The sequence below is a fragment of the Klebsiella quasivariicola genome (genome assembly GCF_002269255.1).
GTDB classification, from domain to species: Bacteria; Pseudomonadota; Gammaproteobacteria; order Enterobacterales; family Enterobacteriaceae; genus Klebsiella; species Klebsiella quasivariicola.
Genome location: NZ_CP022823.1, coordinates 20,436 through 43,562 on the forward strand (window position 1 = coordinate 20,436; position 23,127 = coordinate 43,562).

Genomic DNA, 23,127 nt, shown 5'->3' on the forward strand with positions numbered 1-23,127 from the left:
GTTAGCGCCCCTTCGCCAGATACTGCGCCATCTCCTCTTCCGGTACCATGCCGCCGCCGGTCGCCCACACCAGATGGGTGGCCTGCTGCAGCTGTTGTTCATTCAGACCCTGCCGTTGATGATACGCCTGGCTGGCGCATACCCGCTGCGGCCCGGCCATTCCGGCCAGCGCGGAAGGTTCAAGGCGAATGTTTTCCGCTGTCGCCAGCCAGCCCAGCATGTCGTACATCGTCTGATCATCAAGGGTATACAGGCCATCGAGCAGACGCTCCATCGCCCGGCCAACGAACCCGGACGCCCGGCCGACCGCCAGGCCGTCGGCGGCGGTCAGGTTATCAATCCCTAAATCCTGCACCGCAATCTGGTCGTGGAGCCCGGTATAAACGCCGAGCAGCATGCATGGCGAGTGGGTCGGTTCGGCGAACAGACAGTGAACATGGTCGCCGAAGGCCAGCTTCAGGCCAAATGCCACCCCGCCGGGGCCGCCACCCACGCCGCACGGCAGGTAGACGAACAGCGGATGATCGGCATCGACCACGCGCCCAGCTTTGGCAAACTGCGCCTTCAGGCGCTCGCCAGCCACGGCATAGCCGAGGAACAGCGTGCGCGAGTTTTCATCGTCGATGAAAAAGCAGTTTGGATCGGACTCCGCCGCCTTGCGCCCCTGTTCGACGGCGACGCCGTAGTCCTCTTCGTACTCAACGACCGTTACGCCGTGGCTGCGCAGTTTGGCTTTTTTCCACGCCCTGGCATCGGCGGACATATGCACCGTCACCTTAAAACCAATGCGCGCGCTCATGATGCCGATCGACATCCCGAGGTTGCCGGTGGAGCCGACGGCGATGCTGTACTGGCTGAAGAACTGTTTAAATTCCGGCGTCAGCAATTTGCGATAATCATCCGCGGTGGTGAGCAGCCCGGCCTCCAGCGCCAGCTTTTCCGCATGGGTCAGCACTTCATAAATCCCGCCGCGCGCCTTAATGGAACCCGAAATCGGCAGATGGCTGTCTTTTTTCAGCAGCAAATCGCCGCTAATTGGCTGACCGAATTTTTGCTCAAGGCAGGCCTTCATGGCCGGAATGGCAACCACGTCCGATTCGATAATCCCGCCAGTGGCGGCGGTTTCCGGAAAGGCTTCCGCCAGATAAGGCGCAAAGCGCTGAAGGCGAGCATGGGCGTCTTGCACATCGTCGGCGGTCAGGCCGACATAAGGTAACCCTTCCGCCAGGGTGGTGGTGGCGGGGTTAAACCAGGTGGTTTCTTTCAGGGCGATCAGATCCTGCACAAGCGGGAAGGTCGCGGTTAAGGTGGTCAATTCAGCGTGTTTCATCATACGTCTCTTTGCGCTCAGATAATGAAAGAAAGCAGGAAGGTAGCGGCCAGTGCAAGTAGTGAAGCGATAAATGTCGCCGTCGTGTAGTACTTGAACGTTTCGCTGAGGCTGGCGCCGCAGTATTGTTTCACCAGCCAGAACAGGGAATCGGTGACGATCGTGCAGCCAATGGCGCCGGAACCGATAGCAATGGCGATGATCTCCGGGCTTACGCCAGGATACAGCGGCAGCATCGGCGCAACGATCGCGGTGGCGCCCATCATCGCCACGGTAGCGGAGCCGACGGCGGCATGCAGAATAAGCGCCACCAGCCAGGCCAGCAGGATCGGGTGCATATCAAGGTTCGAGAGGATCACCGCCAGGCTATCGGCCAGGCCGCTGGATTTCAAAATCGCGTTGAACGCGCCGCCGGCGCCGATAATCAGCAGGATGTTGGCGATCGAACCGAAGCCGTTTTCGGTGTGGGTCAGCAGGACGCCCATCCCCATCTGCCGACGGATGCCGAGCATGTAATAGGCGACAAAGACGGCGATAAACATCGCGGTAATGGGGTTGCCGATAAATTCCAGCACCGTATACAGCGTGCCGCCTTTGGCCATATTCAGTTCGGCGACGGTTTTCACCAGCATCAGCCCAATCGGTAGCAGCACGGTAAATAGCGTGGCGCCGAGCGACGGCAGCGTCGATTCTTCGCGAACCTCGAGGTTGGAAAACTCCGCTGGCACTGGTTTAAACGGCAGGCGGTTGCCGAGCAGCCTGAGAAACAGCGGACCGCCGACCAGCGAGGCGATCAGGCCCACCAGCAAGCCATAGACAATAACCGTCCCGATATCTGCGCCGAGCTTATTCGCGACAAACAGGGCCGCCGGATGCGGGGGGACCACACAGTGCACTGCCATCAGCGCGGTACACAGCGGAATAGCCAGCTTCAGCAGCGAGGTGTGGGTCTTTTTGGCGATGGAAAACGCCAGCGGGATCAGCAGGACCACACCGACTTCGACAAACAGCGTGATGCCGCAGATCAGGCCGACCAGCACCATAATCACGTCCGCCGACAGCCAGCGGCAGCGCTGCAGCGTCAGGCCGATGCGCTCCGCCGCGCCGGAGACCTCCATCATCTTGCCGAGGATGGTGCCGAGACCGATCACCGCCGCCAGGAAGCCCAGCGTGCCGCCGATGCCGCTCTCAATGGCGTTGACCATCTCCAGCGGGCCCATCCCCATCATCGCCCCAACGAAAAAGCTCGCCAGCAGCAGCGCCAGAAACGGATGAAACTTCAGTTTGACGATCGTTAAGACGATTAACACGATGCTAATCAGCAGCGTGCCCACAACCCAAATTTGCGATTCCATACCCCACCTCGCCGTAAGTAACGTGTGGTTATTGAACAGAAATTCGGCATGGGCTGACAAACGATATAAATGGCCTTTCAGGTGAGCCAGATTGAATCAAACAGGTGATTTAGCTCTAAAAGCGACCTTTAAACTTGGTGTGGGTCAAATTAATTCATCCTTTAGCGGAAGTTCTGGCGCTATTTTTTTATCATCCAGATCCCCTTTTTCGCCAGGAGCGCATAATGGATGCACTCACAACCTTAGGTACCCGCTTGCTCAACGGCTGGCAGCTCTCCAGGCTATCGACGTTTGAGGTGGCGGCGCGGCATGAGTCGTTTGCTCTGGCCGCCGACGAGCTGGCGCTGACGCCGAGCGCCGTCAGTCACCGGATTAATCAGCTGGAAGAGGAGCTGGGGATCCAGCTCTTTGTCCGCTCGCACCGCAAAGTGGAGCTGACGCGGGAAGGGAAGCGTGTTTACTGGGCGCTGAAGTCATCGCTGGATGGCCTCAACCAGGAGATCCTCGACATCAAAAACCAGGAGCTCTCCGGCAGCCTGACGGTCTACTCGCGCCCGTCGATAGCCCAGTGCTGGCTGGTGCCGGCGCTGGGCGATTTCACCCGCCGCTATCCGTCCATCTCGCTGACTGTGCTGACCGGCAACGATAACGTCAACCTGCAGCGCACAGGTATCGATCTGGCAATCTACTTCGATGATGCGCCGTCGTCGCAGCTGAGCCACCATTTTCTGATGGATGAAGCGATCGTGCCGGTATGTACGCCAAAATACGCGCAACAGCAGCATTTAAACCACAATCCAGGCAATCTGCGCCACTGTACGTTGCTTCACGATCGCCAGGCATGGAGCAACGATTCCGGCACCGATGAATGGTTCAGCTGGGCACAGCAATTTGGGATTGAATTGCCGCAATCGTCGGGTATCGGCTTCGATCGTTCTGATTTAGCGGTGATTGCGGCAATGAATCATGTGGGGGTAGCGATGGGGCGCAAACGGCTGGTGCAGAAGCGGTTAGAGAGCGGGGAGCTTATCGCGCCGTTCGGCGACATGACGCTGAAATGCCATCAGCATTATTACGTGACCACCCTGCCGGGCCGCCAGTGGCCGAAAATCGACGCCTTTATCGAGTGGCTGCATAGCCTGACCTGAAAAAGAGCCGGGCTATCCCTCTGTGTTGTTAGGGAGGCCGGGTAGGGCGTGAGCCGCCACCCGGCAAAATGACGGCACTGCGCATGCGCGGGCCGGCAGACGACCAGTCCGGTAGCCCGGATAAGGCGTCAGCCGCCATCCGGGGAACGACCGCCGCGCTTATACCGGCTGCTGATGGTGGGTAAAGCGCGAGGCCAGCGGCAGCCAGCATAGCAGAATCAACAGGCCCATCAGCATCATCAGCAGGCCGAGGCTGCCCTGACCGGTTTGCGGCATCATCGCCGACAGCCAGGCCAGCACGCCGGAGCCGATATTCTGCAAGCCGCCAACCAGCGCCCCGGCGGTACCGGCGAGGAACGGGAACGGCTCCATTGCGCCGCTGGTGGCCAGCGGGAACAACATTCCGGCGCCGAAGAAGAACAGCGCTGCAGGCACCAGCAGGGTCCAGACGGTCATAATGCCCAGCAGCCCCGGGATCCACATCATCAAACCCGCCAGCAGGCAGCAGATAACCGACTGCCACATCAGCGTCGGGAAACGCTTGTTCGGGCGGCCGGCAAACCAGGCGCCGAAGAAGGCCGCCGGGATTGGCAGAATGAACAAAATACTCACCGCCATGCTGCTCAGGCCGAGCACCGCGCCCATCAGCACCCCGGAGCAGGCTTCGAATACCGCGATTCCTGCCAGACCGCCGATCAGCATTAACAGGTAACAGTTAAAGGCGCCGGTGCCGAACAGGGTTTTATAGCTGGCCAGAAGTTTGGTGCGCGGTGCGCCCTCCGGCCGCGTTTCCGGCATCCACTTCGCCATACTGAAGGTCACGCCAGCGCACAGGACCAGCAGGAAGGCGTAACAGGCGCGCCAGCTCCACAGGGTGTCGAGGATGCCGCCGAGCAGCGGCGCTATCAGCGGGCTGACCAGAATACCCATATTTAACAGGCTATTGGCATGACGCAGCTGAGCGCCTTCGTACAGATCGCGGGGCAGGGTGCGCGCCATCACGCCGCCGACCCCGGTGCCCATCCCCTGCATGGCGCTGGCGGCGATCAGCACCGGCAGGCTATGGGTGGTGATAGCTACCAGCGTCGCCAGCATAAAAATCGACATCCCAACGAGGATCACCGGTCGGCGACCGACGCGGTCGGAGAGCGGGCCGTAAAACAGCTGCGAAATGCCGTAGGTCAGCAGGTAAGCCGCCATCACGCTTTGTACTGCCCCTTCGCGGACGTTCAGCGCGACCGCCATGTCGGCGATGGCCGGAATATAAATGGTCTGCGCCATCTGGCCGACGGCCACCAGCAGTACCAGCATCAACAACAAATTGAAGTTCTTATGCCGTTTCATGTCGATGAATACTTTGAGAGTAAAGAGAAATAAAGAATATGTGACTGGCACATCCCGAAAACGATGGAGGAATCTACCATATAAAAATGACAGAACAACTGCATAGTACCGATTGTTGAGAGAGGGGCAGGCAGATTATGTAAACAGGAACGGCAACTAATGTTGCCAATTCACGCTACGCCAGGCGCAGGAGGATCGCCCCGGCGGCGATTCCGCAGGCGGCCACGATGCGCAGCGGCATCAGTTGCTCTTTCAGGACGATAAAGGCGATCAGCGCGCCGAACAGAATGGAGGTTTCGCGTAGGGCGGCGACCACCGCCAGCGGGGCCTGGGTCATCGCCCATAGCGCCAGGCCGTAGGAGCCCATGGTGCCGACACCGCCGAGGATGCCCTTTTTCCAGTGCTGGCGTAAATAACGACTGGCCTCACGCCGCCGCGCCACCATGGCCCAGCACAGCAGGCAGAAGCCGTTCATAAAAAAGGTCCACAGGGTATAGCCGAGCGCAGAGCCCGCCAGCCGGACGCCGGTGCCGTCCACCAGCGTATAGCCGGCGATGAAGCAGGCGTTGATCAGTGCCAGCACGATGCCTTTGCGGGAGCTGGCGCGGCCGTTGAAGGCCATCGCCAGAATCGCCAGGCAGATCACGCCGATGCCCAGCCAGGCCAGAGGCGACAGGCGATCGCCGAGGAACAGCACGCTTATCGCCGCCACCAGCAGCGGCGCGGTGCCGCGCATTAGCGGATAGGTCTGGCTCATATCCGACACCTGATAGGTCTTCGCCACCAGCACCGTATACACCACCTGTAACGCGCACGACGCCAGCAGATAGGGGGCGCTGGCAAGCGTGGGCTGCGGGGCAAAGGGCAGCATCACCAGGGCGATCAGCGAGGCCGAGCCGCTGACGCCGATCGCCGCGTACATTTTATCGCCGCTGGCTTTGACAATCGCGTTCCAGCTGGCGTGCAGCAGGGCGGCGAACAGCAAAATGCAGAATACGGTGAGGGTCATCGCAGACAGGTTCAACAGTGAAGGTCACCGGACTGTAACACGCGCCCATGCCGCCTGCCAGAGGCGGCTAAAGTGAACAAAACAGGCGATGTGTGACCCGCGGTTCATCGTACACCGGGCGAAAGCCAAGCCTTTCATAAAAGGGCCAGGCCTGCGCCGGGGCATGGGTGTTGAGAAAGTCGAACCAGGCGCTGGAGTGGGTAATGACCGAGACCAGCAGCTGCTGGCCGATGCCCCGGCGGCGGTAGCGTTCGCTGATGTAGAGATGACGAATACGCCCGACCCGCGGCTGCGGACTGAAGGGATCGCTATTGATGCCGCATACCCCTACCAGCTGGTGGTTCACGAAAGCGCCCAGCAGGGCTTCGCCCGGCGCGTTAAAGCGGTTTTTGCCGCTCTGCCAGTTTTCCGCCAGGCGGCGCAGCATGTTGAAATGCTGTTCGACACTTTCAGTGCGCAATGCCCCGAACCCCGGGGCATCCGGCGTCGTGGCGGCAATTAATAGCGGTGGCATAGCTTCCTCCATCAAGTCATCCCGGGACGCCCGGCGGGCGCCTGCAGGGGGGCGGTTTCCCGCCCCCCTCAGGTGCGACTTGAACCTGAATCAGCGGAACTGTTTCAGGACTGCATCAAGTAGTTGCAACACAGCAACCATGAGTTTCAGGATTAAAATAATAATATCCATTCCGCCCATACGCGCGTCTCCTGTGGTTAAGGAGCACAATAAGCTGACGTACCTTTCCGCTGCCCGTTGCCAGCTTATCCCTGGCTGCCGCAGGCGGCGTCTGCCCTGGCCGATAGTTCGTCCTTTCCATGGACGGCTTCCCGGCCCGCCGCCTGCAACGACAGGGGTGCGCAGCGCAGAACCACGCGTTGCCGCGCGGGCCAGACACTGCACGTTGTTGACGTAACACAGTGTGCTCTCTCGGGGTTAAGGCACTGACGGCACCACCCGTTTCAGCCAGGACTTCGTTGCGCCGGTCAAACTTGCGGCCCCCGAATGGCACAAAGTGAACACACCCAGTATAGATAAATACTGTATGGATGAACAGTATTTTTTGGACAAATGCGCCTCTCTCACCCATACTCTATGACAGAGAAAAACCGGCCTTAAATTGCGCGAACTGCAGCGATCGCGTATACTTTTGGCGTTGACGTAATACAGTGTGCTTGCGGCTACCAACCTTAAACATGCTGATCAAAACCTCGCTCCGGCGGGGTTTTTTGTTTTCAGCCCTTTTTGCGGCGAATTGTGATCTTTCGCGCAAATTTTCGTGGATGAAAATAAATCCATTGTGAAAACGTAAAACCTGTGTTTGTATAAATTCAGCTTATTTATTGACACAACAGGTCCCTAATGAACGCAACCCTGATCGCTTCGACCCTACTAAAAACCGCGCCTGCCGCGGTGGTCGTCGTGTCTGTGGTGGTCGTCGTCGGCAATGCGCCGTAGGGTCCGGAACAACACGAATTCCAAACCCCGCCGGCGCAAACCGAGCGGGGTTTTTTGTTGGCGAGCCCCCCGGTAAAGTCGGCCCAGAATAAAAGGACTGGAGCATGGCAAGTTCGGGCACCACATCAAACACAATGCGCTTTACCGGCGCGCAGCTGGTTGTTCATTTACTGGAACGCCAGGGTATCACTATGGTCAGCGGCATTCCGGGCGGCTCCATCCTGCCTATCTACGATGCCTTAAGCCAGAGCACGCAGATCCGCCACATCCTGGCGCGCCACGAGCAGGGCGCGGGCTTTATCGCCCAGGGGATGGCGCGTACCGAAGGTAAACCGGCGGTCTGTATGGCCTGTAGCGGACCGGGGGCGACGAACCTGGTCACGGCAATCGCCGATGCCCGCCTGGACTCGATTCCGCTGGTCTGCATCACCGGCCAGGTGCCGGCCTCGATGATCGGTACCGACGCTTTCCAGGAAGTCGATACCTACGGCATCTCTATCCCCATCACCAAGCATAACTACCTGGTGCGCGACATCGCCGAGCTGCCGCAGGTGATCAGCGACGCCTTCCGTATTGCCCAGTCCGGGCGTCCCGGGCCGGTGTGGATAGACATTCCTAAGGACGTACAGTCGGCAACGATTGAACTGGAAACGCTGCCGGAGCCGGGCGAGCGCGCCCCGGCACCGGCATTCGCGCCTGAAAGCGTGCGTGAAGCGGCGGCGATGATCAACGCGGCGAAGCGTCCGGTACTGTATCTGGGCGGCGGGGTGATTAACGCGCCGCAGCCGATTCGCGAGCTGGCGGAAAAAGCCAACCTGCCGACCACCATGACCTTAATGGCGCTGGGGATGCTGCCGAAGGCGCACCCGTTGTCGCTGGGGATGCTGGGGATGCACGGCGCGCGCAGCACCAACTTCATTCTGCAGGAAGCGGATTTACTGATTGTTTTAGGCGCCCGTTTTGATGACCGGGCGATTGGCAAGACCGCGCAGTTCTGCCCGAACGCGAAGATTATTCACGTTGATATCGACCGCGCTGAGCTGGGCAAAATCAAGCAACCGCATGTGGCGATTCAGGGCGATGTGGCGGAGGTCTTGGCCCAGCTTATTCCGCAGATTGAGGCGCAGCCGCGTGCTGAGTGGCGCCAGCTGGTAGCTGATTTACAAAGAGAATTCCCCTGCGCCATTCCGCAGGAAAGCGATCCGCTCTCCCATTACGGCCTGATTAACGCCGTGGCCGCCTGCGTTGACGACGAGGCGATTATCACCACCGACGTTGGCCAGCATCAGATGTGGACGGCGCAGGCCTATCCGCTCAACCGTCCGCGCCAGTGGCTGACTTCCGGCGGTCTCGGTACCATGGGCTTCGGCCTGCCGGCGGCCATCGGCGCGGCGCTGGCGAATCCGCAGCGCAAGGTTATCTGCTTCTCCGGCGACGGCAGCCTGATGATGAATATTCAGGAGATGGCCACCGCCGCTGAAAATCAGCTGGATGTAAAAATTATCCTGCTGAACAACGAAGCGCTGGGGCTGGTGCATCAGCAGCAGAGCCTGTTCTATCAGCAGGGCGTTTTTGCCGCCACCTATCCGGGGATGATTAACTTTATGCAGATCGCTGCCGGTTTTGGTCTGCAAACCTGTGATTTAAATAACGAAGCCGATCCGCAGGCGGCGCTGCAGGCGATCATTGACCGTCCGGGGCCGGCGCTGATCCACGTGCGCATCGACGCGCAGCAGAAAGTGTATCCGATGGTACCGCCGGGTGCGGCCAATACTGAGATGGTGGGGGAATAAGCCATGCAAAAACAATGTGATAACGTCATTCTGGAACTCACCGTCCGCAACCACCCCGGCGTCATGACCCACGTCTGCGGGCTATTTGCCCGCCGGGCGTTTAACGTCGAAGGCATTCTCTGTCTGCCGATTCAGGGCAACGAACACAGCCGCATCTGGCTGCTGGTAAACGACGATCAGCGTCTCGGGCAGATGATTAGCCAGATTGAAAAGCTGGAAGATGTCACCAACGTGGCGCGCAATCAGTCCGATCCCACCATGTTTAACAAAATTGCGGTGTTCTTCGAGTAAATCGCGCAAGGCTTGAACGGTAAGGTGCTTATGGTTAAGGTAAGCGCCTTTGCCGGATGGCGCTGCGCTTATCCGGCCTACAGGGAGTGGATCCGTAGGCCGGATAAGGCGTTTACGCCGCCATCCGGCGCTTTCAGGCACCAGGAAACACCATGACTACCATCGCCCTTATTGACGATCATTTGATTGTCCGCTCCGGCTTTGCTCAGCTGCTGGGGCTGGAAGCTGATTTTCAGGTTGTCGCCGAATTCGGCTGCGGCCGCGAGGCGCTGGCGGGGCTACCGGGGCGCGGCGTGCAGGTCTGTATCTGCGATATCTCAATGCCGGATATTTCCGGGCTGGAGCTGTTAAGCCAGTTGCCTAAGGGGATGGCGACCATCATGCTGTCGGTACACGACAGCCCGGCGCTGATCGAGCAGGCGCTGAACGCCGGCGCGCGCGGCTTCCTGTCGAAACGCTGCAGTCCGGATGAACTGATTGCCGCAGTGCGCACGGTGGCGGCGGGCGGTTGTTATCTCACGCCGGATATCGCCATGAAGCTGGCCGCCGGGCGCCAGGATCCGCTCACCAAACGCGAACGCCAGGTGGCGGAAAAGCTGGCGCAGGGGATGGCGGTGAAAGAGATCGCCGCCGAGCTCGGCCTGTCGCCGAAAACCGTTCACGTTCACCGCGCCAACCTGCTGGAAAAACTGGGCGTCAGTAACGACGTTGAGCTGGCGCGCCGCATGTTCGATAGCTGGCAATGAACACCGTCGTTTCGCGCTTGCTGTCGGTGATCGGCTGCGCCTTTATCTTCTCAGCCGCCTGGTTCTGCCTGTGGAGCATCAGTCTGCATCTGGTGGAACGCGCGGACCTGGCGGTGCTGCTGTTTCCCTTTGGCCTGCGTTTAGGGCTGATGCTGCAGTGCCAGCGTGGCTACTGGCCGGTGCTGCTGGGCGCCGAGTGGCTGCTTATCTTTTGGCTGGCGCAGGAAGTGGCGCTGGCGCACCCGATAATATTGATGACCGGAAGTCTGCTGACCCTGCTGCCGGTAGCGTTGATTTCACGCTATCGCCATCAGCGCGACTGGCTGACATTGTTGCGCCAGGGCGGGGCGCTGATCGCCGCCTCGCTGCTGCAATCGCTGCCGTGGTTGGCGCAAGGGAGCGAAGGATTGACCGCGCTGTTGTTGACCCTGACCGGCGGCCTGACCCTGGCGCCGACCTGCCTGGTTATCTGGCACTATCTTACCAGCACCGTCTGGCGGCCGCTGGGACCGTCGCTGGTGTCGCAGCCGGTTAACTGGCGCGGCCGGCATCTGATCTGGTACCTGCTGCTCTTTACCGTCAGCCTGTGGCTACAGCTCGGGTTGCCCGCCGAACTCTCCCGCTTTACCCCTTTTTGTCTGGCGCTGCCGATTATCGCTCTCGCCTGGCACTATGGCTGGCAGGGGGCGCTGATCGCCACCCTGATGAACGCCATCGCGCTGATTGCCAGCCAGACCTGGCACGATCACCCGGTTGATTTATTGCTTTCACTGCTGGCCCAGAGCCTGACCGGACTGCTGCTGGGAGCAGGGATCCAGCGATTGCGCGAGCTTAACCTGTCGCTACAGAACGAGCTGGCGCGTAATCGGCGGCTGGCGGAACGCCTGCTGGAAACGGAAGAGAGCGTGCGGCGCGACGTGGCGCGCGAGCTGCACGATGATATTGGCCAGACTATCACGGCAATTCGCACCCAGGCGGGGATCGTGCAGCGTCTGGCGCCACACAACGGTAGCGTACGGCAGAGCGGCCAGCTGATAGAACAACTGTCGCTGGGGGTTTACGACTCCGTGCGAAGACTGCTGGGTCGTCTGCGTCCGCGCCAGCTTGACGATCTGCCGCTTGAACAGGCGATACGTTCGTTGATGCGCGAAATGGAACTGGAAGACCGCGGCATCGTCAGCCACCTTGAATGGCGGATTAACGAGGCGGGGCTGAGCGAAAACCAGCGCGTGACGCTGTTTCGCGTTTGCCAGGAGGGGCTGAATAATATCGTCAAGCACGCCAGCGCCAGCGCCGTCACCCTCCAGGGCTGGCAGCAGGATGGGCGATTGATGCTGGTGCTGGAGGATGACGGCTGCGGCCTGCCGCCGGGCTCGAATCTGCAGGGGTTCGGCCTGACCGGCATGCGCGAGCGTGTGACCGCGCTGGGCGGTACGTTAACTATCTCCTGCACCCACGGTACCCGGGTGTGCGTCAATCTACCGCTGCGTTACGTCTGAGAGGAGCGCCGATGTTTGCCTTTTTAAAAGCGCCGCCGGACGCCGCGCCGATTAGCGATAAACGCGAGCTGGACGAGCGTTATCGTTACTGGCGTCGACATATTCTGCTCACTATCTGGCTGGGTTATGCGCTGTTTTATTTCACCCGCAAAAGCTTTAATGCCGCGGTTCCGGAAATTCTGGCCAGCAATGTGCTGACCCGCAGCGATATCGGCCTGCTGGCCACGCTGTTTTACATCACTTACGGACTGTCGAAATTTTTCTCCGGTATCGTCAGCGACCGCTCCGACGCCCGCTATTTTATGGGGCTGGGGCTTATCGCTACCGGGGTGGTGAATATCCTGTTTGGTTTTTCCACCTCGCTGTGGGCTTTCGCGCTGCTGTGGGCGCTGAATGCCTTCTTCCAGGGCTGGGGCTCGCCGGTGTGCGCCCGGCTGCTGACGGCCTGGTATTCGCGGACCGAACGCGGCGGCTGGTGGGCGCTGTGGAATACCGCGCATAACGTCGGCGGCGCGCTGATCCCGATGGTCGTGGGGGCGGCGGCGCTGCACTACGGCTGGCGCGCGGGGATGATGATTGCCGGCTGTCTGGCGATCCTCGCCGGACTGTATCTGTGCTGGCGGCTGCGCGATCGCCCGCAGGCGGTGGGGTTACCCGCCGTAGGCGACTGGCGTCACGATGCGCTGGAAATCGCCCAGCAGCAGGAAGGCGCCGGGCTGACGCGTAAAGAGATCCTGACCCGCTACGTGCTGGCCAATCCCTACATCTGGCTGCTGTCGCTGTGCTATGTGCTGGTGTACGTGGTGCGGGCGGCGATTAACGACTGGGGTAATCTGTATATGTCGGAGACGCTCGGCGTCGATCTGGTGACCGCTAACTCGGCGGTGACCATGTTTGAGCTGGGCGGTTTTATCGGCGCGCTGGTGGCGGGATGGGGCTCGGATAAACTGTTTAACGGCAATCGCGGGCCGATGAACCTGATTTTCGCCGCCGGAATTTTGCTGTCGGTTGGCGGGCTGTGGCTGATGCCTTTCGCCAGCTATGTCATGCAGGCGGCCTGCTTCTTCACCACCGGGTTCTTCGTTTTCGGCCCGCAGATGCTGATCGGCATGGCGGCGGCGGAATGTTCGCATAAAGAAGCCGCCGGGGCGGCGACCGGGTTTGTCGGCCTGTTCGCTTATCTTGGCGCCTCGCTTTCCGGCTGGCCGCTGGCGCAGGTGATGGATATCTGGCACTGGACCGGATTCTTCGTGGTGATTGCGATTGCCGCCGGCATTTCCGCGCTGCTGCTGCTGCCGTTTTTAAACGCGCAGGCGCCGCGTACCGCCAGCGAAGCGTGATGTAGCTCACCCTTTCGCCGCGAACGGGGCAAAACTAAGAAATTTTCCCGGTTTCACCTGGACGCCGTCTCAGGCCAGACGGCGCGCTGGTTTTTACAATGCCTGGTTATGACGCAGGCATAAAAAATCAGCTCAGGAGATACCCATGCTGGCCTTTCTGAATCAGGTGCGCAAGCCGACCCTGGATCTGCCGCTCGACGTGCGGCGCAAAATGTGGTTCAAACCTTTCATGCAGTCCTACCTGGTGGTCTTCATCGGCTACCTGACCATGTATCTGATCCGCAAGAACTTTAACATCGCGCAGAACGACATGATCTCCACCTACGGGTTGAGCATGACGCAGCTGGGGATGATTGGCCTGGGCTTTTCCATCACCTACGGCGTGGGCAAGACGCTGGTCTCTTATTATGCCGACGGTAAAAACACCAAGCAGTTCCTGCCGTTTATGCTGATCCTCTCCGCCATCTGTATGCTGGGCTTTAGCGCCAGTATGGGGGCGGGTTCAACCAGCCTGTTCCTGATGATCGCCTTCTATGCGCTGAGCGGTTTCTTCCAGAGCACCGGCGGCTCGTGCAGCTATTCCACCATCACCAAGTGGACGCCCAGACGCAAACGCGGCACCTTCCTCGGCTTCTGGAATATCTCCCACAACCTCGGCGGCGCGGGCGCGGCGGGCGTGGCGTTGTTTGGCGCCAACTATCTGTTCGACGGCCATGTGATCGGCATGTTTATCTTCCCGTCGATTATTGCGCTGATCGTCGGCTTTATTGGCCTGCGCTACGGTAGCGACTCGCCGGAATCCTATGGCCTCGGCACGGCGGAAGAGCTGTTTGGCGAAGCGATCAGCGAAGAGGACAAAGAGACCGAAGAAAATGCGATGACCAAGTGGCAGATCTTTGTTGAGTACGTGCTGAAAAACAAAGTGATCTGGCTGCTGTGCTTCTCCAACATCTTCCTCTATGTGGTGCGTATCGGTATCGATCAGTGGTCCACCGTGTATGCTTTCCAGGAGCTGAAGCTGTCTAAAGAGGTGGCGATTCAGGGCTTTACCCTGTTTGAGGTCGGCGCGCTGGTCGGCACGCTGCTGTGGGGCTGGTTGTCGGATCTGGCCAACGGCCGCCGCGCGCTGGTGGCCTGCATCGCGCTGGCGCTGATTATCGCCACCCTCGGGGTTTACCAACACGCCAGCAACCAGTACGTCTATCTGGCCTCGTTATTTGCGCTGGGCTTCCTGGTGTTTGGTCCGCAGTTGTTGATTGGCGTCGCCGCCGTCGGCTTTGTGCCGAAAAAAGCGATCGGCGCCGCCGATGGGATCAAGGGCACTTTCGCCTATCTGATTGGCGATAGCTTCGCCAAGCTGGGTCTCGGGATGATCGCCGACGGCACGCCGGTCTTCGGCCTGACCGGCTGGGCCGGCACCTTTGCGGCGCTGGACGCCGCCGCCATCGGCTGTATCTGCCTGATGGCCATCGTGGCTATCTTCGAAGAGCGTAAAATTCGCCGCGAGAAAAAGAACCGTATTTTGCAGACTGCCTGATTCACCAGGTATTTGGTAACCTTGCCCGGCCATTGCGCCGGGCTTTTTTATTGTTCTTGCTGGCTGGATTGCAGGAGTAGCTCCCGCAGCCACTGCTGCGCCGGGTCATGATGGTTACGCTCGTGCCAGGCCATGCTTTTGGTGAAACCCGGGATCGTCAGCGGCGGTGGGGCTATTTTCATGCCGCTGGCTCTTTTCGCCAGTCGGCGCGGTACCACGGCGATCATGTCGCTCACCGCCAGTATTTCCGGCAACACCAGGAAACTGCTCACCGACAATCCCACCCGCCGGGTTCGACCAAGCGCCGCCAGCGCGTCGTCGGTCACGCCGCGAAAGCTATCGCCCTGCCATGAAACCAGCACATGTTCCAGCGCACAGAAGCGGTCGAGCGTCAGCGGCTGGCTGGCCTGCGGATGGTCTTCGCGCATCAGACAGACATAGTCTTCCTGATACAGCGCCCGGCTGTGCAGCGCCGGCGGCGTATCGTGGGGCGTCAATAGCGCAATATCCACTTCACCACGTTCGGACTGTGCCAGCAGCGTGGCCGGTGATTCGGGAATGATGCGCACGCGGATACCCGGCGCCAGTGGCTTCAGCGCGGCGATAAATGGCACGATCACTGCTTTCAACGCATAATCCGTCGCGGCGATGGTCCAGGTAAAATTGGCTTCCAGCGGCTCGAAGATGGCGGGTTGCAGCAGGGTTTCAGCATCGATCAGCAGCTGCTTTACCGGAGCCGCCAGCGCCTGAGCGCGCAGTGTCGGCACCATACCGTGTGGGGCGCGGATAAACAGCGGGTCATTAAAGGCGTCGCGCAGGCGGGTGAGCATGCCGCTGACCGCCGGCTGGGTGAGCGCCAGCCGCGCTGCCGCCCGGGTGACGCTGCGCTCATCGAGCAGCGCATCCAGGGCTTTCAGCAGGTTGAGATCGAGGTTTCTGATATCAGATTTCATGATAGCTATCCGCAAACGCGATAAGTCACATTATGGTATGCCCGGTAGTCGACAGCAGGCAAATTCCCATTATGATAGTGAGGCTGCGATTGGATGAGAGGATGCATGATCTGGATAGGACTGGCCACCCTGGTAGTGGTATTTGTTGTGGGATTTCGGGTGCTTACCTCTGATTCACGCCGCGCGATTCGTCGCCTGAGCGAACGCCTTGGCATTACGCCTGTTCCGCTGGAATCGATGATCGATCAGCTGGGAAAAACCGCCGGTAATGAGTATTTGCGCTACCTGGAGCGGCCGAATGAAGCGCATCTGCAGAACGCCGCACAGGTACTGCTGATCTGGCAGACCGCTATCGTCGATGCCAGCGAAAAAAACCTGCATTACTGGTATCGCCTGATGCAAAAAGCGCGTTTAGCGGCGCCGATTACCGACGCGCAAATTCGTCTTGCGCAAGGGTTTCTGCGCGACCTGGATCCGGATGCAAGCGATTTGCATAACCTACAGCAGCGTTATAACGCGCTGTTTCTGCCGGAAGACGGCGTGCACTGGCTGCACTGATATCATAATTTCTTATGTGTATTATCAAGGATGATGATTCGATTTATATCACTCACCGACGCATGATTAACCTCGTTAAAACAATCGTTCACGAGGTTAATCATGAAACAGCCCCTGCTGCAAAGCGCCATCGTCTGGCCGGAAGAGTATCTGCCAGGTACGACCGACAATTTTGCCTCTAATGAAATTATCGTTAGCGGCCTGACGGCAGCTCAGATATGGGCGCAGCTCGATGACACCACGCTGTGGCCGGGCTATTACAGCAACGTTGCCGATATCCATTTCCATGACGGCAGCGGCCCGACCCTCAGCGCCAACGCCCGTTTCCGCTTCAGCACCTTCGGCTTCCCGATTGAGGCGCAGATTACAGAGTATGTACCTCCCGCTGCCGGGCAGGCGGCGCGCGTAGCCTGGCACGGCTGGGCGGAAGGGGATGCAACGACGCGTCTTGATGTGATCCACGCGTGGCTATTTGAAGATTTGCCCGGCGGGCGCGTACGTATCCTCACCCAGGAGTCGCAAAAAGGCGTTCCGGCGCAGGAGTTGGCGCGTACCTTGCCCAATCCGATGATTAACGGTCACCAGGAGTGGATCTGCGGGCTGGTGAAATCGGCTCGCGGTGAGTAAATCCGAGTGCCGGATGGCGGCTGCGCCTTATCCGGCCTACGGTTTACGCACTCGTCACTTGTAGGCCGGATAAGCGTAAGCGCCATCCGGCAGAATGACTACAGTAGGATTTTCAGGCCGTGTTTTTGTACGACGCTAAGCAATTTTAATGACATTCCGCTCGGTCGTTTAGCGCCAGTCTCCCATTTTTGCACGGTAGACACACTGGTATTCAGATAACGAGCGAACACGGGTTGGCTAACATTGAGTTGTTCACGTAGCGCTTTAATTTCAATGGGTTGAAGTGCGGTTACGCTACCGAGACATGATTCATCAAAATGGCGCATTGTTTCCTGTGGGATTGCGCCAACGCTGAATAGCCCCGATGCAGCGCTGTGGATTGCTTCGAAAGCCGGGCTTTTATATTTAGTTTTTGCAGTCATGGCAAATCTCCACCAGTTCTTTACTTTTAACTAAGGCTGCCGTTTTCTCTTCAGAGAGATTGGCATAGTGTTTTGCAAGCTCACGAAACCCCATTAATTCGCGATGGCTGATATTGGCCATATCCTGTTTGGCGTACAGAAAGACATAAAACCAATGCCCTGCGCTTTTGGTAAGGATGATTGCGCGATCGCGATTCTTGTTGAGTCGCTTTTTATAAACCCCTCCTCCTAAATCAACCACTTTGCCCTGAAGCGCAGATTGAATAGCTTGATAGAGCTCGTTGTCGGAAATGCCATGAGAGCTAGCCTCTCTGGCGAACCATTTGGTTTTAAAGATACGCATTGCTGACATCCTGTCGTTAAAAGTATAGCACATAGTGCTATATTAAATGCTCCCGAGATTTGTTAAAGCGATAGCAAGCATCGTTTTTTAAACATGCGAGCAGCTACGCATCCTCTTATGAAAAGCGAGAAGAGTTGCGAAAACGTTAAGTACGTCACATACAAAATGTTACACTGCGCAGCTTTCCGCCACTTTCTTCGCAGGTCACTCATGAGTCATTCAAATGAAACCAAACCCCATGCACGCGATCTCGCGCGGCCAAACTGGTCGGCGGTCTTCGCGGTTGCTTTCTGCGTCGCCTGCCTGATTACCGTCGAGTTTTTGCCGGTCAGCCTGTTAACGCCGATGGCGCTGGATTTAGGCATCTCCGAAGGGATGGCCGGGCAGTCGGTAACGACGACGGCATTCGTCGCGATGTTTTCCAGTCTGTTTATCACCACGGTTATCGGCAAAACCGATCGCCGCTACGTGGTGATCCTGTTTTCGCTGCTGCTGACCCTGTCCTGCCTGCTGGTTTCGTTTGCCGATAGCTTCACCCTGCTGCTGCTGGGACGCGCCTGTCTGGGCCTGGCGCTCGGCGGTTTCTGGGCGATGTCGGCATCGCTGACCATGCGTCTGGTGCCGATGCGCGTGGTACCGAAAGCGCTATCGATTATCTTCGGCGCGGTATCAATCGCGCTGGTGATCGCCGCCCCGTTGGGCAGTTTCCTTGGCGGGCTTATCGGCTGGCGCAACGTCTTTAACGGCGCGGCGGTGATGGGCGTGCTGTGTACGCTCTGGGTGCTGAAAGCGCTGCCGTCGCTGCCGGGTGAATCGGCGGCTCAGCAGCAAAATATGTTTGGTCTGCTGAAGCGTCCGGGGGTGATGGCCGGGATGTGCGCCATTTTCATGGCCTTTGCCGGACAGTTCGCCTTCTTTACCTATATTCGCCCGGTTTACATGACCCTCGCCGGTTTTGACGTCGACGGCCTGACGCTGGTGCTGCTGAGCTTTGGTATCGCCAGCTTTATCGGCACCTCGCTCTCCTCGGTGGTGCTGAAGCGCTCGGTCAAAGCGGCGCTGGCGATTTCGCCGCTGGTGCTGACAGCCTGCGCGGCGGCGCTGGTACTGTGGGGAGAAAGCAAAATCGTCGCCTCGACGGTGGCGATTATCTGGGGCTTCGCGTTTGCGCTGATCCCGGTGGGGTGGTCAACGTGGATCACCCGTTCGCTCTCCGATCAGGCGGAAAAAGCCGGGTCGATTCAGGTGGCGGTGATCCAGCTTGCCAACACCTGCGGCGCCGCGGTCGGCGGCGTTGCGCTCGACCACTTAGGGCTGCTGTCGCCGCTGGTGTTGTCAGGAATATTAATGCTGTTTACCGGCCTGCTGGTGACGACCAAAGTGAAGGTGAATTAACCCGCTTACGGCCGTTCGCCTTTTGCCAGCCGGGCGTTGATGTCGGCAATCACTTCCGGCAGATCCGCCAGGGTATCAACCACATAGTGAGCCCCGGTGGCATACAGTTTGCCTGCCGCCCGCTCGCGACGGGTGGCGATTTCCGCTTTCGACATCGCCTGGTACTCCTCCCAGGTAGCGCCGAATTCGTTACCGGACACCGCCAGGCCGACGCTCCACATCCCGGCATGTAACCCTTCGCTGATGCCCGGTGCGGCGTCGTCGACCTTCACGCAGTGGGCCACATCGTCTATGCCCAGGGTAATCACGTTCTGCAGCGCCATCCACGGGCCCGGACGACCGCCGACGGCAAGATCATCGGTGGCGACCCAGTGGTCCGGGGCGTAGCCCTGGGCGGCGGCGGCCGGTACCAGCTTTTCCATCACCGGGCGCGGATAACCCGAGCAGGAGCCAATCTTCAGACCCTCGGCGCGCAGCGCGGCGAGGGTGTCGACCACGCCGGCAATCGGTGCGGAAAAATCGACAACCTTAGCAATTTGCAGCGGCATAAACGCGGCATAAATCGCATCGATATCAGCGGCCGTCATCGCGCGGCCAAATTTGGCCTGCCAGCGGCTATCGACAGCAGGGAGTTTGCCCAGCGCCTCAATGTGCTGCCACTTGCCAAGCCCCATTGGCACGCGGGCCTCTTCAAGGGTGATCTCAATATCGAAGGCCTGGCGGAAGGCCTCGACGAAAATTTGCGTCGGGGCGAAAGAGCCGAAGTCTACGGTGGTGCCTGCCCAGTCAAGGATCAGTGCGCTAATACGGTTCATGGCGGTTCCTTATTGTTTCCAGTACATGGCGTTGTCGATAGCCGCCAGCAGGGCGGTGATATCGGCGTCGTAGACTTCGCCAATGTTGCCGATGCGGAAGCAATCGCTTTGCGATACTTTGCCCGGATAGATAACGAAGCCCTGATCTTTCAGCTTCTGGTAGAAGGTGTGAAAGCGGTACTGCGGCGCATCCGGTGAATAAAAGGCGGTAATAATCGGCGAGTGCAGGCTATCGTCGAGCAGCGGCCGGAAGCCGAGCGCGCGCATTCCGGCGACCAGCCGGCGCTGATTGTTGCGGTAGCGCCGATGGCGGGCGCTGACGCCGCCCTCCTGCGCCAGCTCTTTCAGCGCCTGGGCAAAGGCCAGCACGGTATGGGTCGGCGAGGTGAAGCGCCACTTGCCGTGGTTATCTTCCATGCAGCGCCACTGGGCGTACAGATCCAGAGACAGCGAGCGCGAACGGCCTTTGCAGGCGGCCAGCTCCGCTTCGCGGGCAATCACGAAGGCAAAGCCCGGTACGCCCTGAATGCATTTGTTGGCGGAGCTTATCAGGTAATCAATATTCAGCGCGGCGATATCCAACGGAATGCCGCCAAAGCTGCTCATCGCATCGACGATATAGCGTTTATCGTACCGTTTCGCCAGTTCGGCCACTTCTTCGATCGGATTCAGCATGCCGGTGGTGGTTTCGCTGTGTACCATCGCGATATGGGTGATCGCCGGGTCGTTCTGCAGGATCTGTTCGATCGCCGCCGCGTCAGGACGGGAGACTTCGCCGCAGTCGTAAGGGTGGCAGGCGATACCCATCAGTTGCGCCATCTCAATCATACGCGCGCCATAGGCGCCATTGCTGACGATCAACACTTTGCCTTGTTCGCCGATGACGCTGCCGAGCACCGCTTCGACCGCGTAGCTGCCGCTACCCTGCAGTAGCACCGCCGTATAACCGTCGGCCGGGGTAGCCAACTGCACCAGCTGCTGGCGAATGGTCTGTACCACGCCGAGATTGTAATCATCATCCCAGGTGCAGCTATCGAACAACATCGCCTCTTTCACCGTACGGGAGGTGGTTAACGGGCCGGGGGTCAGCAGCAGGTAGTTCCGTGAAGTCATTTGTCTCACCATTTGGTCTATACCAGATTTGCATTTATCATGGAGACAAAGCCGGGGCAGGGTCAAAGGAAATGTGGCGCTGCAACAAAAAATTCATCTGGCTATGTATAATGAGCGCACGAAAAGTGGCAGTGAGTAAACATGAAATCACCCTCTGGCGAGATGCCGCAATACCTGATGATTAAGGCGCAGCTGCAGGCGCGTATTCAAAACGGCGCCCTCAAAAGCGGCGACAAGCTGCCTTCCGAGCGCGAGCTGTGCGCGCTGTTCAACACGACCCGGATTACGGTGCGTGAGAGCCTGGCGCAGCTGGAGGCCAGCGGCGTGATTTACCGCGCCGACCGCCGCGGCTGGTTCGTGACGCCGGAGCGTCTATGGCTGGATCCGACGCAGAACACCAACTTCCACAAGCTGTGTCTCGAGCAGGGGCGCGAACCGAAAACGGTGCTGCTTGAAGGGTGCTTAACCGCCGTGCCGTTGGACGTGATGGCGCCGCTGGCGCTGCAGCCCTTCGATCAGGTTTACCTGCTGACGCGTCTGCGCTATGCCGACGGCCGGCCGGTGTGCTACTGCGAAAACCACTGTCTGCCCGCGCGGGTGCCTGAGCTGCTGCGCCACGATCTCAACGGCAGTCTGACCGAGATTTATCAAACTCAGTACGACCTGATCTATACCAGTATGCATCTATCGTTTTATCCCACCTCAATGCCGCCGCAGGCCGCAGAGGCGTTGGGGGTGATGGAAGGGCGCCCGGCGCTGCTGTTGCGCCGGCTGAATTACGATCAGCACGGGCGTATTCTCGATTACGATATTGAATACTGGCGGCATGACAGCCTGCGGATCGAAGTCGATACCCATTGATTTTATTGGTTAAATTTTTTGATCTCCCCGGGGCGCTAGCGCGTGCCGGGGCTACGCACTTCCCCTCGTTTTAACTCTTCCGACACACTTCTTTCATCGTTTTGTCATAAACCCCCGGTAGCGTGAAGGCAAATCTGGTCTACACCAGAATAACTGACTATCCGATGAGGCTTATACGATGAAACTCTCCCGACTTGCTCTGCTGTCCCTGTTCGCGCTGACCAGCTCTCCGGTTTGGGCGGACGGCGTCGTCACGGTTTATTCCGCCGACGGCCTGCATGACGGCGATAACAGCTGGTATCAGAGCCAGTTCGACGCCTTCACCAAAGCGACGGGCATCAAAGTGCAGTATGTGGAAGGCGGCTCCGGCGCGATCGTTGAACGTCTGGCGAAGGAGCGTACCAATCCGCAGGCTGACGTGTTGGTTACGGTGCCGCCGTTTATCCAGCGCGCCGCGAAAGAGCAATTGCTGGCAACCTTTACCCCGCAGGGTAGCGCGCAGATCCCCGGCGCTAACGACCGCTACGCGCCGCTGGTGAATAACTATCTGACCTTCATCTATAACAGCCAGTTGCTGAAAAGCGCGCCGGCCAGCTGGCAGGATCTGCTGGATAGCCGCTTTAAGAACAAGTTGCAGTACTCCACGCCGGGCCAGGCGGGTGACGGTACCGCGGTGATGCTGCAGGCGTTCCACAGCCTCGGCGGTAAAGACGCCGGTTTTGCGTATCTGGGTAAGCTGCAGGCCAATAACGTTGGCCCATCGGCCTCGACCGGCAAGCTGACGGCGCTGGTCAACAAAGGCGAGCTGTACGTCGCCAATGGCGATCTGCAGATGAACCTGTCGCAGATGGCGCGTAACCCGAACGTTAAAATTTTCTGGCCGGCGGATGACAAAGGCGAGCGCAGCGCGCTGGCGCTGCCCTACACCATCGGGCTGGTGCAGAACGGGCCGAACAGCGAAAACGGCAAGAAGCTGATCAATTTCCTGCTGGATAAACCGGCGCAATCCAGCGTCAGCGCGCGCTCCTGGGGCCTGCCGGTACGCAGCGACGTGGCGCCGGAGGACGCTAACTTTAAGGCGGCGAAAGCGGCGCTCGACGGCGTGAAGCGCTGGGAGCCGAACTGGGATGATGTCGCGGTATCGCTGTCGGCTGACATTGCCCGCTGGCACCAAGTGACCGATAGCGAGTAAGCC

At 59.2% G+C, this 23,127-nt stretch carries 24 protein-coding genes and 2 pseudogenes; 14 read left to right on the forward strand and 12 right to left on the reverse strand.

All coding sequences use genetic code 11. The features are described 5' to 3' along the window. Nucleotide 1 precedes the first annotated feature (1 nt). On the reverse strand, nt 2-1,330 hold the full coding sequence (gene dsdA / locus B8P98_RS00100; RefSeq protein WP_095032611.1) for a D-serine ammonia-lyase: 1,329 nt from the start codon (nt 1,328-1,330) through the stop codon (nt 2-4). 17 nt (nt 1,331-1,347) lie between these two features. Further along, a complete protein-coding gene (dsdX, locus tag B8P98_RS00105) occupies nt 1,348-2,685 on the reverse strand; it encodes a D-serine transporter DsdX (RefSeq protein WP_095032612.1) in 1,338 nt (445 codons plus the stop codon). A 91-nt stretch (nt 2,686-2,776) separates the two neighbouring features. Here dsdX and B8P98_RS30595 point away from each other — a divergent pair. Next, nucleotides 2,777-2,910: pseudogene (locus B8P98_RS30595) on the forward strand (hypothetical protein). Continuing rightward, complete coding sequence (gene dsdC, locus B8P98_RS00115; protein ID WP_095032614.1) at nt 2,910-3,833, forward strand: DNA-binding transcriptional regulator DsdC; 924 nt, start codon at nt 2,910-2,912, stop codon at nt 3,831-3,833. Before B8P98_RS30595 ends, dsdC begins: the two are co-directional and overlap by 1 nt. A 159-nt stretch (nt 3,834-3,992) precedes the next feature. On the opposite strand, the gene emrD is transcribed toward dsdC, so the two are convergent. From emrD to B8P98_RS30600, 5 genes and pseudogenes are all read right to left on the reverse strand, one after another. Further along, a complete protein-coding gene (gene emrD / locus B8P98_RS00120; protein WP_004181587.1) occupies nt 3,993-5,177 on the reverse strand; it encodes a multidrug efflux MFS transporter EmrD in 1,185 nt (394 codons plus the stop codon). A gap of 175 nt (nt 5,178-5,352) precedes the next feature. Then, nucleotides 5,353-6,186, reverse strand: coding sequence for a DMT family transporter (locus B8P98_RS00125; RefSeq protein WP_080897998.1), 834 nt, complete (start codon nt 6,184-6,186; stop codon nt 5,353-5,355). A 67-nt stretch (nt 6,187-6,253) separates the two neighbouring features. Further along, on the reverse strand, nt 6,254-6,700 hold the full coding sequence (locus tag B8P98_RS00130) for a GNAT family N-acetyltransferase (protein ID WP_025713839.1): 447 nt from the start codon (nt 6,698-6,700) through the stop codon (nt 6,254-6,256). Nucleotides 6,701-6,790: 90 nt separating this feature from the next. Further along, nucleotides 6,791-6,910 (reverse strand): type I toxin-antitoxin system toxin TisB, encoded by a 120-nt coding sequence (gene tisB / locus B8P98_RS00135; RefSeq protein ID WP_004145059.1) that lies wholly within the window; start codon nt 6,908-6,910, stop codon nt 6,791-6,793. Nucleotides 6,911-7,371: 461 nt separating this feature from the next. Next, nucleotides 7,372-7,531: pseudogene (locus B8P98_RS30600) on the reverse strand (hypothetical protein). Between the two features lie 12 nt (nt 7,532-7,543). On the opposite strand from B8P98_RS30600, the gene ivbL reads away from it, so the two are divergent. From ivbL to uhpT, 7 genes are all read left to right on the forward strand, one after another. After that, on the forward strand, nt 7,544-7,639 hold the full coding sequence (gene ivbL, locus B8P98_RS00140) for an ilvB operon leader peptide IvbL (RefSeq protein ID WP_002923286.1): 96 nt from the start codon (nt 7,544-7,546) through the stop codon (nt 7,637-7,639). A gap of 104 nt (nt 7,640-7,743) precedes the next feature. Continuing rightward, nucleotides 7,744-9,432: an acetolactate synthase large subunit gene (ilvB, locus tag B8P98_RS00145; RefSeq protein WP_025713840.1), complete on the forward strand. Its 1,689-nt coding sequence runs from the start codon at nt 7,744-7,746 to the stop codon at nt 9,430-9,432. Between the two features lie 3 nt (nt 9,433-9,435). Next, the gene (gene ilvN, locus B8P98_RS00150; RefSeq protein WP_095032615.1) at nt 9,436-9,723 is read left to right on the forward strand and encodes an acetolactate synthase small subunit; all 288 of its coding nucleotides are present in this window, start codon (nt 9,436-9,438) and stop codon (nt 9,721-9,723) included. A gap of 152 nt (nt 9,724-9,875) precedes the next feature. Further along, entirely contained in the window at nt 9,876-10,469 is a 594-nt protein-coding gene (gene uhpA, locus B8P98_RS00155) for a transcriptional regulator UhpA (protein WP_015369064.1), read from the forward strand. Nucleotides 10,470-10,486: 17 nt separating this feature from the next. After that, nucleotides 10,487-11,968 carry a signal transduction histidine-protein kinase/phosphatase UhpB gene (uhpB, locus tag B8P98_RS00160; protein ID WP_165931846.1) on the forward strand — a complete coding sequence of 494 codons (1,482 nt, stop codon included), beginning with the start codon at nt 10,487-10,489 and terminating at the stop codon, nt 11,966-11,968. An 11-nt stretch (nt 11,969-11,979) separates the two neighbouring features. After that, nucleotides 11,980-13,308 (forward strand): MFS transporter, encoded by a 1,329-nt coding sequence (gene uhpC / locus B8P98_RS00165; protein ID WP_025713842.1) that lies wholly within the window; start codon nt 11,980-11,982, stop codon nt 13,306-13,308. Nucleotides 13,309-13,453: 145 nt separating this feature from the next. Next, nucleotides 13,454-14,845 carry a hexose-6-phosphate:phosphate antiporter gene (uhpT, locus tag B8P98_RS00170; protein WP_004202242.1) on the forward strand — a complete coding sequence of 464 codons (1,392 nt, stop codon included), beginning with the start codon at nt 13,454-13,456 and terminating at the stop codon, nt 14,843-14,845. Between the two features lie 47 nt (nt 14,846-14,892). Here the strand turns inward: uhpT and B8P98_RS00175 are convergent, their stop codons facing one another. Further along, nucleotides 14,893-15,798: a LysR family transcriptional regulator gene (locus tag B8P98_RS00175; RefSeq protein ID WP_022064559.1), complete on the reverse strand. Its 906-nt coding sequence runs from the start codon at nt 15,796-15,798 to the stop codon at nt 14,893-14,895. 105 nt (nt 15,799-15,903) lie between these two features. On the opposite strand from B8P98_RS00175, the gene B8P98_RS00180 reads away from it, so the two are divergent. Then, the gene (locus B8P98_RS00180; protein WP_025713845.1) at nt 15,904-16,356 is read left to right on the forward strand and encodes a DUF1198 family protein; all 453 of its coding nucleotides are present in this window, start codon (nt 15,904-15,906) and stop codon (nt 16,354-16,356) included. A 102-nt stretch (nt 16,357-16,458) separates the two neighbouring features. After that, the gene (locus B8P98_RS00185) at nt 16,459-16,983 is read left to right on the forward strand and encodes an SRPBCC family protein (protein WP_016162009.1); all 525 of its coding nucleotides are present in this window, start codon (nt 16,459-16,461) and stop codon (nt 16,981-16,983) included. A gap of 98 nt (nt 16,984-17,081) precedes the next feature. On the opposite strand, the gene B8P98_RS00190 is transcribed toward B8P98_RS00185, so the two are convergent. Further along, on the reverse strand, nt 17,082-17,405 hold the full coding sequence (locus tag B8P98_RS00190; RefSeq protein ID WP_095032616.1) for a helix-turn-helix domain-containing protein: 324 nt from the start codon (nt 17,403-17,405) through the stop codon (nt 17,082-17,084). After that, nucleotides 17,389-17,748 carry a type II toxin-antitoxin system RelE/ParE family toxin gene (locus B8P98_RS00195; protein WP_095032617.1) on the reverse strand — a complete coding sequence of 120 codons (360 nt, stop codon included), beginning with the start codon at nt 17,746-17,748 and terminating at the stop codon, nt 17,389-17,391. Before B8P98_RS00195 ends, B8P98_RS00190 begins: the two co-directional genes overlap by 17 nt. A gap of 210 nt (nt 17,749-17,958) precedes the next feature. Between B8P98_RS00195 and nepI the strand changes: the two genes are divergently transcribed. Next, the gene (gene nepI / locus B8P98_RS00200) at nt 17,959-19,143 is read left to right on the forward strand and encodes a purine ribonucleoside efflux pump NepI (protein ID WP_015369069.1); all 1,185 of its coding nucleotides are present in this window, start codon (nt 17,959-17,961) and stop codon (nt 19,141-19,143) included. Between the two features lie 5 nt (nt 19,144-19,148). On the opposite strand, the gene phnX is transcribed toward nepI, so the two are convergent. After that, nucleotides 19,149-19,958 (reverse strand): phosphonoacetaldehyde hydrolase, encoded by an 810-nt coding sequence (gene phnX / locus B8P98_RS00205; RefSeq protein WP_095032618.1) that lies wholly within the window; start codon nt 19,956-19,958, stop codon nt 19,149-19,151. 9 nt (nt 19,959-19,967) lie between these two features. Continuing rightward, entirely contained in the window at nt 19,968-21,071 is a 1,104-nt protein-coding gene (gene phnW, locus B8P98_RS00210) for a 2-aminoethylphosphonate--pyruvate transaminase (protein ID WP_095032619.1), read from the reverse strand. A gap of 141 nt (nt 21,072-21,212) precedes the next feature. Between phnW and phnR the strand changes: the two genes are divergently transcribed. Together phnR and phnS are read left to right on the forward strand one after the other, a co-directional pair. Then, nucleotides 21,213-21,932 (forward strand): phosphonate utilization transcriptional regulator PhnR, encoded by a 720-nt coding sequence (gene phnR / locus B8P98_RS00220; protein ID WP_025713850.1) that lies wholly within the window; start codon nt 21,213-21,215, stop codon nt 21,930-21,932. 178 nt (nt 21,933-22,110) lie between these two features. Further along, nucleotides 22,111-23,124, forward strand: a complete 1,014-nt coding sequence (phnS, locus tag B8P98_RS00225; protein WP_095032620.1) for a 2-aminoethylphosphonate ABC transporter substrate-binding protein — start codon at nt 22,111-22,113, stop codon at nt 23,122-23,124. Nucleotides 23,125-23,127 lie beyond the last annotated feature (3 nt).

Bases quoted from the DNA above. Each gene is read 5' to 3' on its own strand.
- dsdA (WP_095032611.1), bottom strand. From the start codon at position 1,330: ATGAAACACGCTGAATTGACCACCTTAACCGCGACCTTCCCGCTTGTG.
- dsdX (WP_095032612.1), bottom strand. From the start codon at position 2,685: ATGGAATCGCAAATTTGGGTTGTGGGCACGCTGCTGATTAGCATCGTG.
- dsdC (WP_095032614.1), top strand. From the start codon at position 2,910: ATGGATGCACTCACAACCTTAGGTACCCGCTTGCTCAACGGCTGGCAG.
- emrD (WP_004181587.1), bottom strand. From the start codon at position 5,177: ATGAAACGGCATAAGAACTTCAATTTGTTGTTGATGCTGGTACTGCTG.
- B8P98_RS00125 (WP_080897998.1), bottom strand. From the start codon at position 6,186: ATGACCCTCACCGTATTCTGCATTTTGCTGTTCGCCGCCCTGCTGCAC.
- B8P98_RS00130 (WP_025713839.1), bottom strand. From the start codon at position 6,700: ATGCCACCGCTATTAATTGCCGCCACGACGCCGGATGCCCCGGGGTTC.
- ivbL (WP_002923286.1), top strand. From the start codon at position 7,544: ATGAACGCAACCCTGATCGCTTCGACCCTACTAAAAACCGCGCCTGCC.
- ilvB (WP_025713840.1), top strand. From the start codon at position 7,744: ATGGCAAGTTCGGGCACCACATCAAACACAATGCGCTTTACCGGCGCG.
- ilvN (WP_095032615.1), top strand. From the start codon at position 9,436: ATGCAAAAACAATGTGATAACGTCATTCTGGAACTCACCGTCCGCAAC.
- uhpA (WP_015369064.1), top strand. From the start codon at position 9,876: ATGACTACCATCGCCCTTATTGACGATCATTTGATTGTCCGCTCCGGC.
- uhpC (WP_025713842.1), top strand. From the start codon at position 11,980: ATGTTTGCCTTTTTAAAAGCGCCGCCGGACGCCGCGCCGATTAGCGAT.
- uhpT (WP_004202242.1), top strand. From the start codon at position 13,454: ATGCTGGCCTTTCTGAATCAGGTGCGCAAGCCGACCCTGGATCTGCCG.
- B8P98_RS00175 (WP_022064559.1), bottom strand. From the start codon at position 15,798: ATGAAATCTGATATCAGAAACCTCGATCTCAACCTGCTGAAAGCCCTG.
- B8P98_RS00180 (WP_025713845.1), top strand. From the start codon at position 15,904: ATGATCTGGATAGGACTGGCCACCCTGGTAGTGGTATTTGTTGTGGGA.
- B8P98_RS00185 (WP_016162009.1), top strand. From the start codon at position 16,459: ATGAAACAGCCCCTGCTGCAAAGCGCCATCGTCTGGCCGGAAGAGTAT.
- B8P98_RS00190 (WP_095032616.1), bottom strand. From the start codon at position 17,405: ATGACTGCAAAAACTAAATATAAAAGCCCGGCTTTCGAAGCAATCCAC.
- B8P98_RS00195 (WP_095032617.1), bottom strand. From the start codon at position 17,748: ATGCGTATCTTTAAAACCAAATGGTTCGCCAGAGAGGCTAGCTCTCAT.
- nepI (WP_015369069.1), top strand. From the start codon at position 17,959: ATGAGTCATTCAAATGAAACCAAACCCCATGCACGCGATCTCGCGCGG.
- phnX (WP_095032618.1), bottom strand. From the start codon at position 19,958: ATGAACCGTATTAGCGCACTGATCCTTGACTGGGCAGGCACCACCGTA.
- phnW (WP_095032619.1), bottom strand. From the start codon at position 21,071: ATGACTTCACGGAACTACCTGCTGCTGACCCCCGGCCCGTTAACCACC.
- phnR (WP_025713850.1), top strand. From the start codon at position 21,213: ATGAAATCACCCTCTGGCGAGATGCCGCAATACCTGATGATTAAGGCG.
- phnS (WP_095032620.1), top strand. From the start codon at position 22,111: ATGAAACTCTCCCGACTTGCTCTGCTGTCCCTGTTCGCGCTGACCAGC.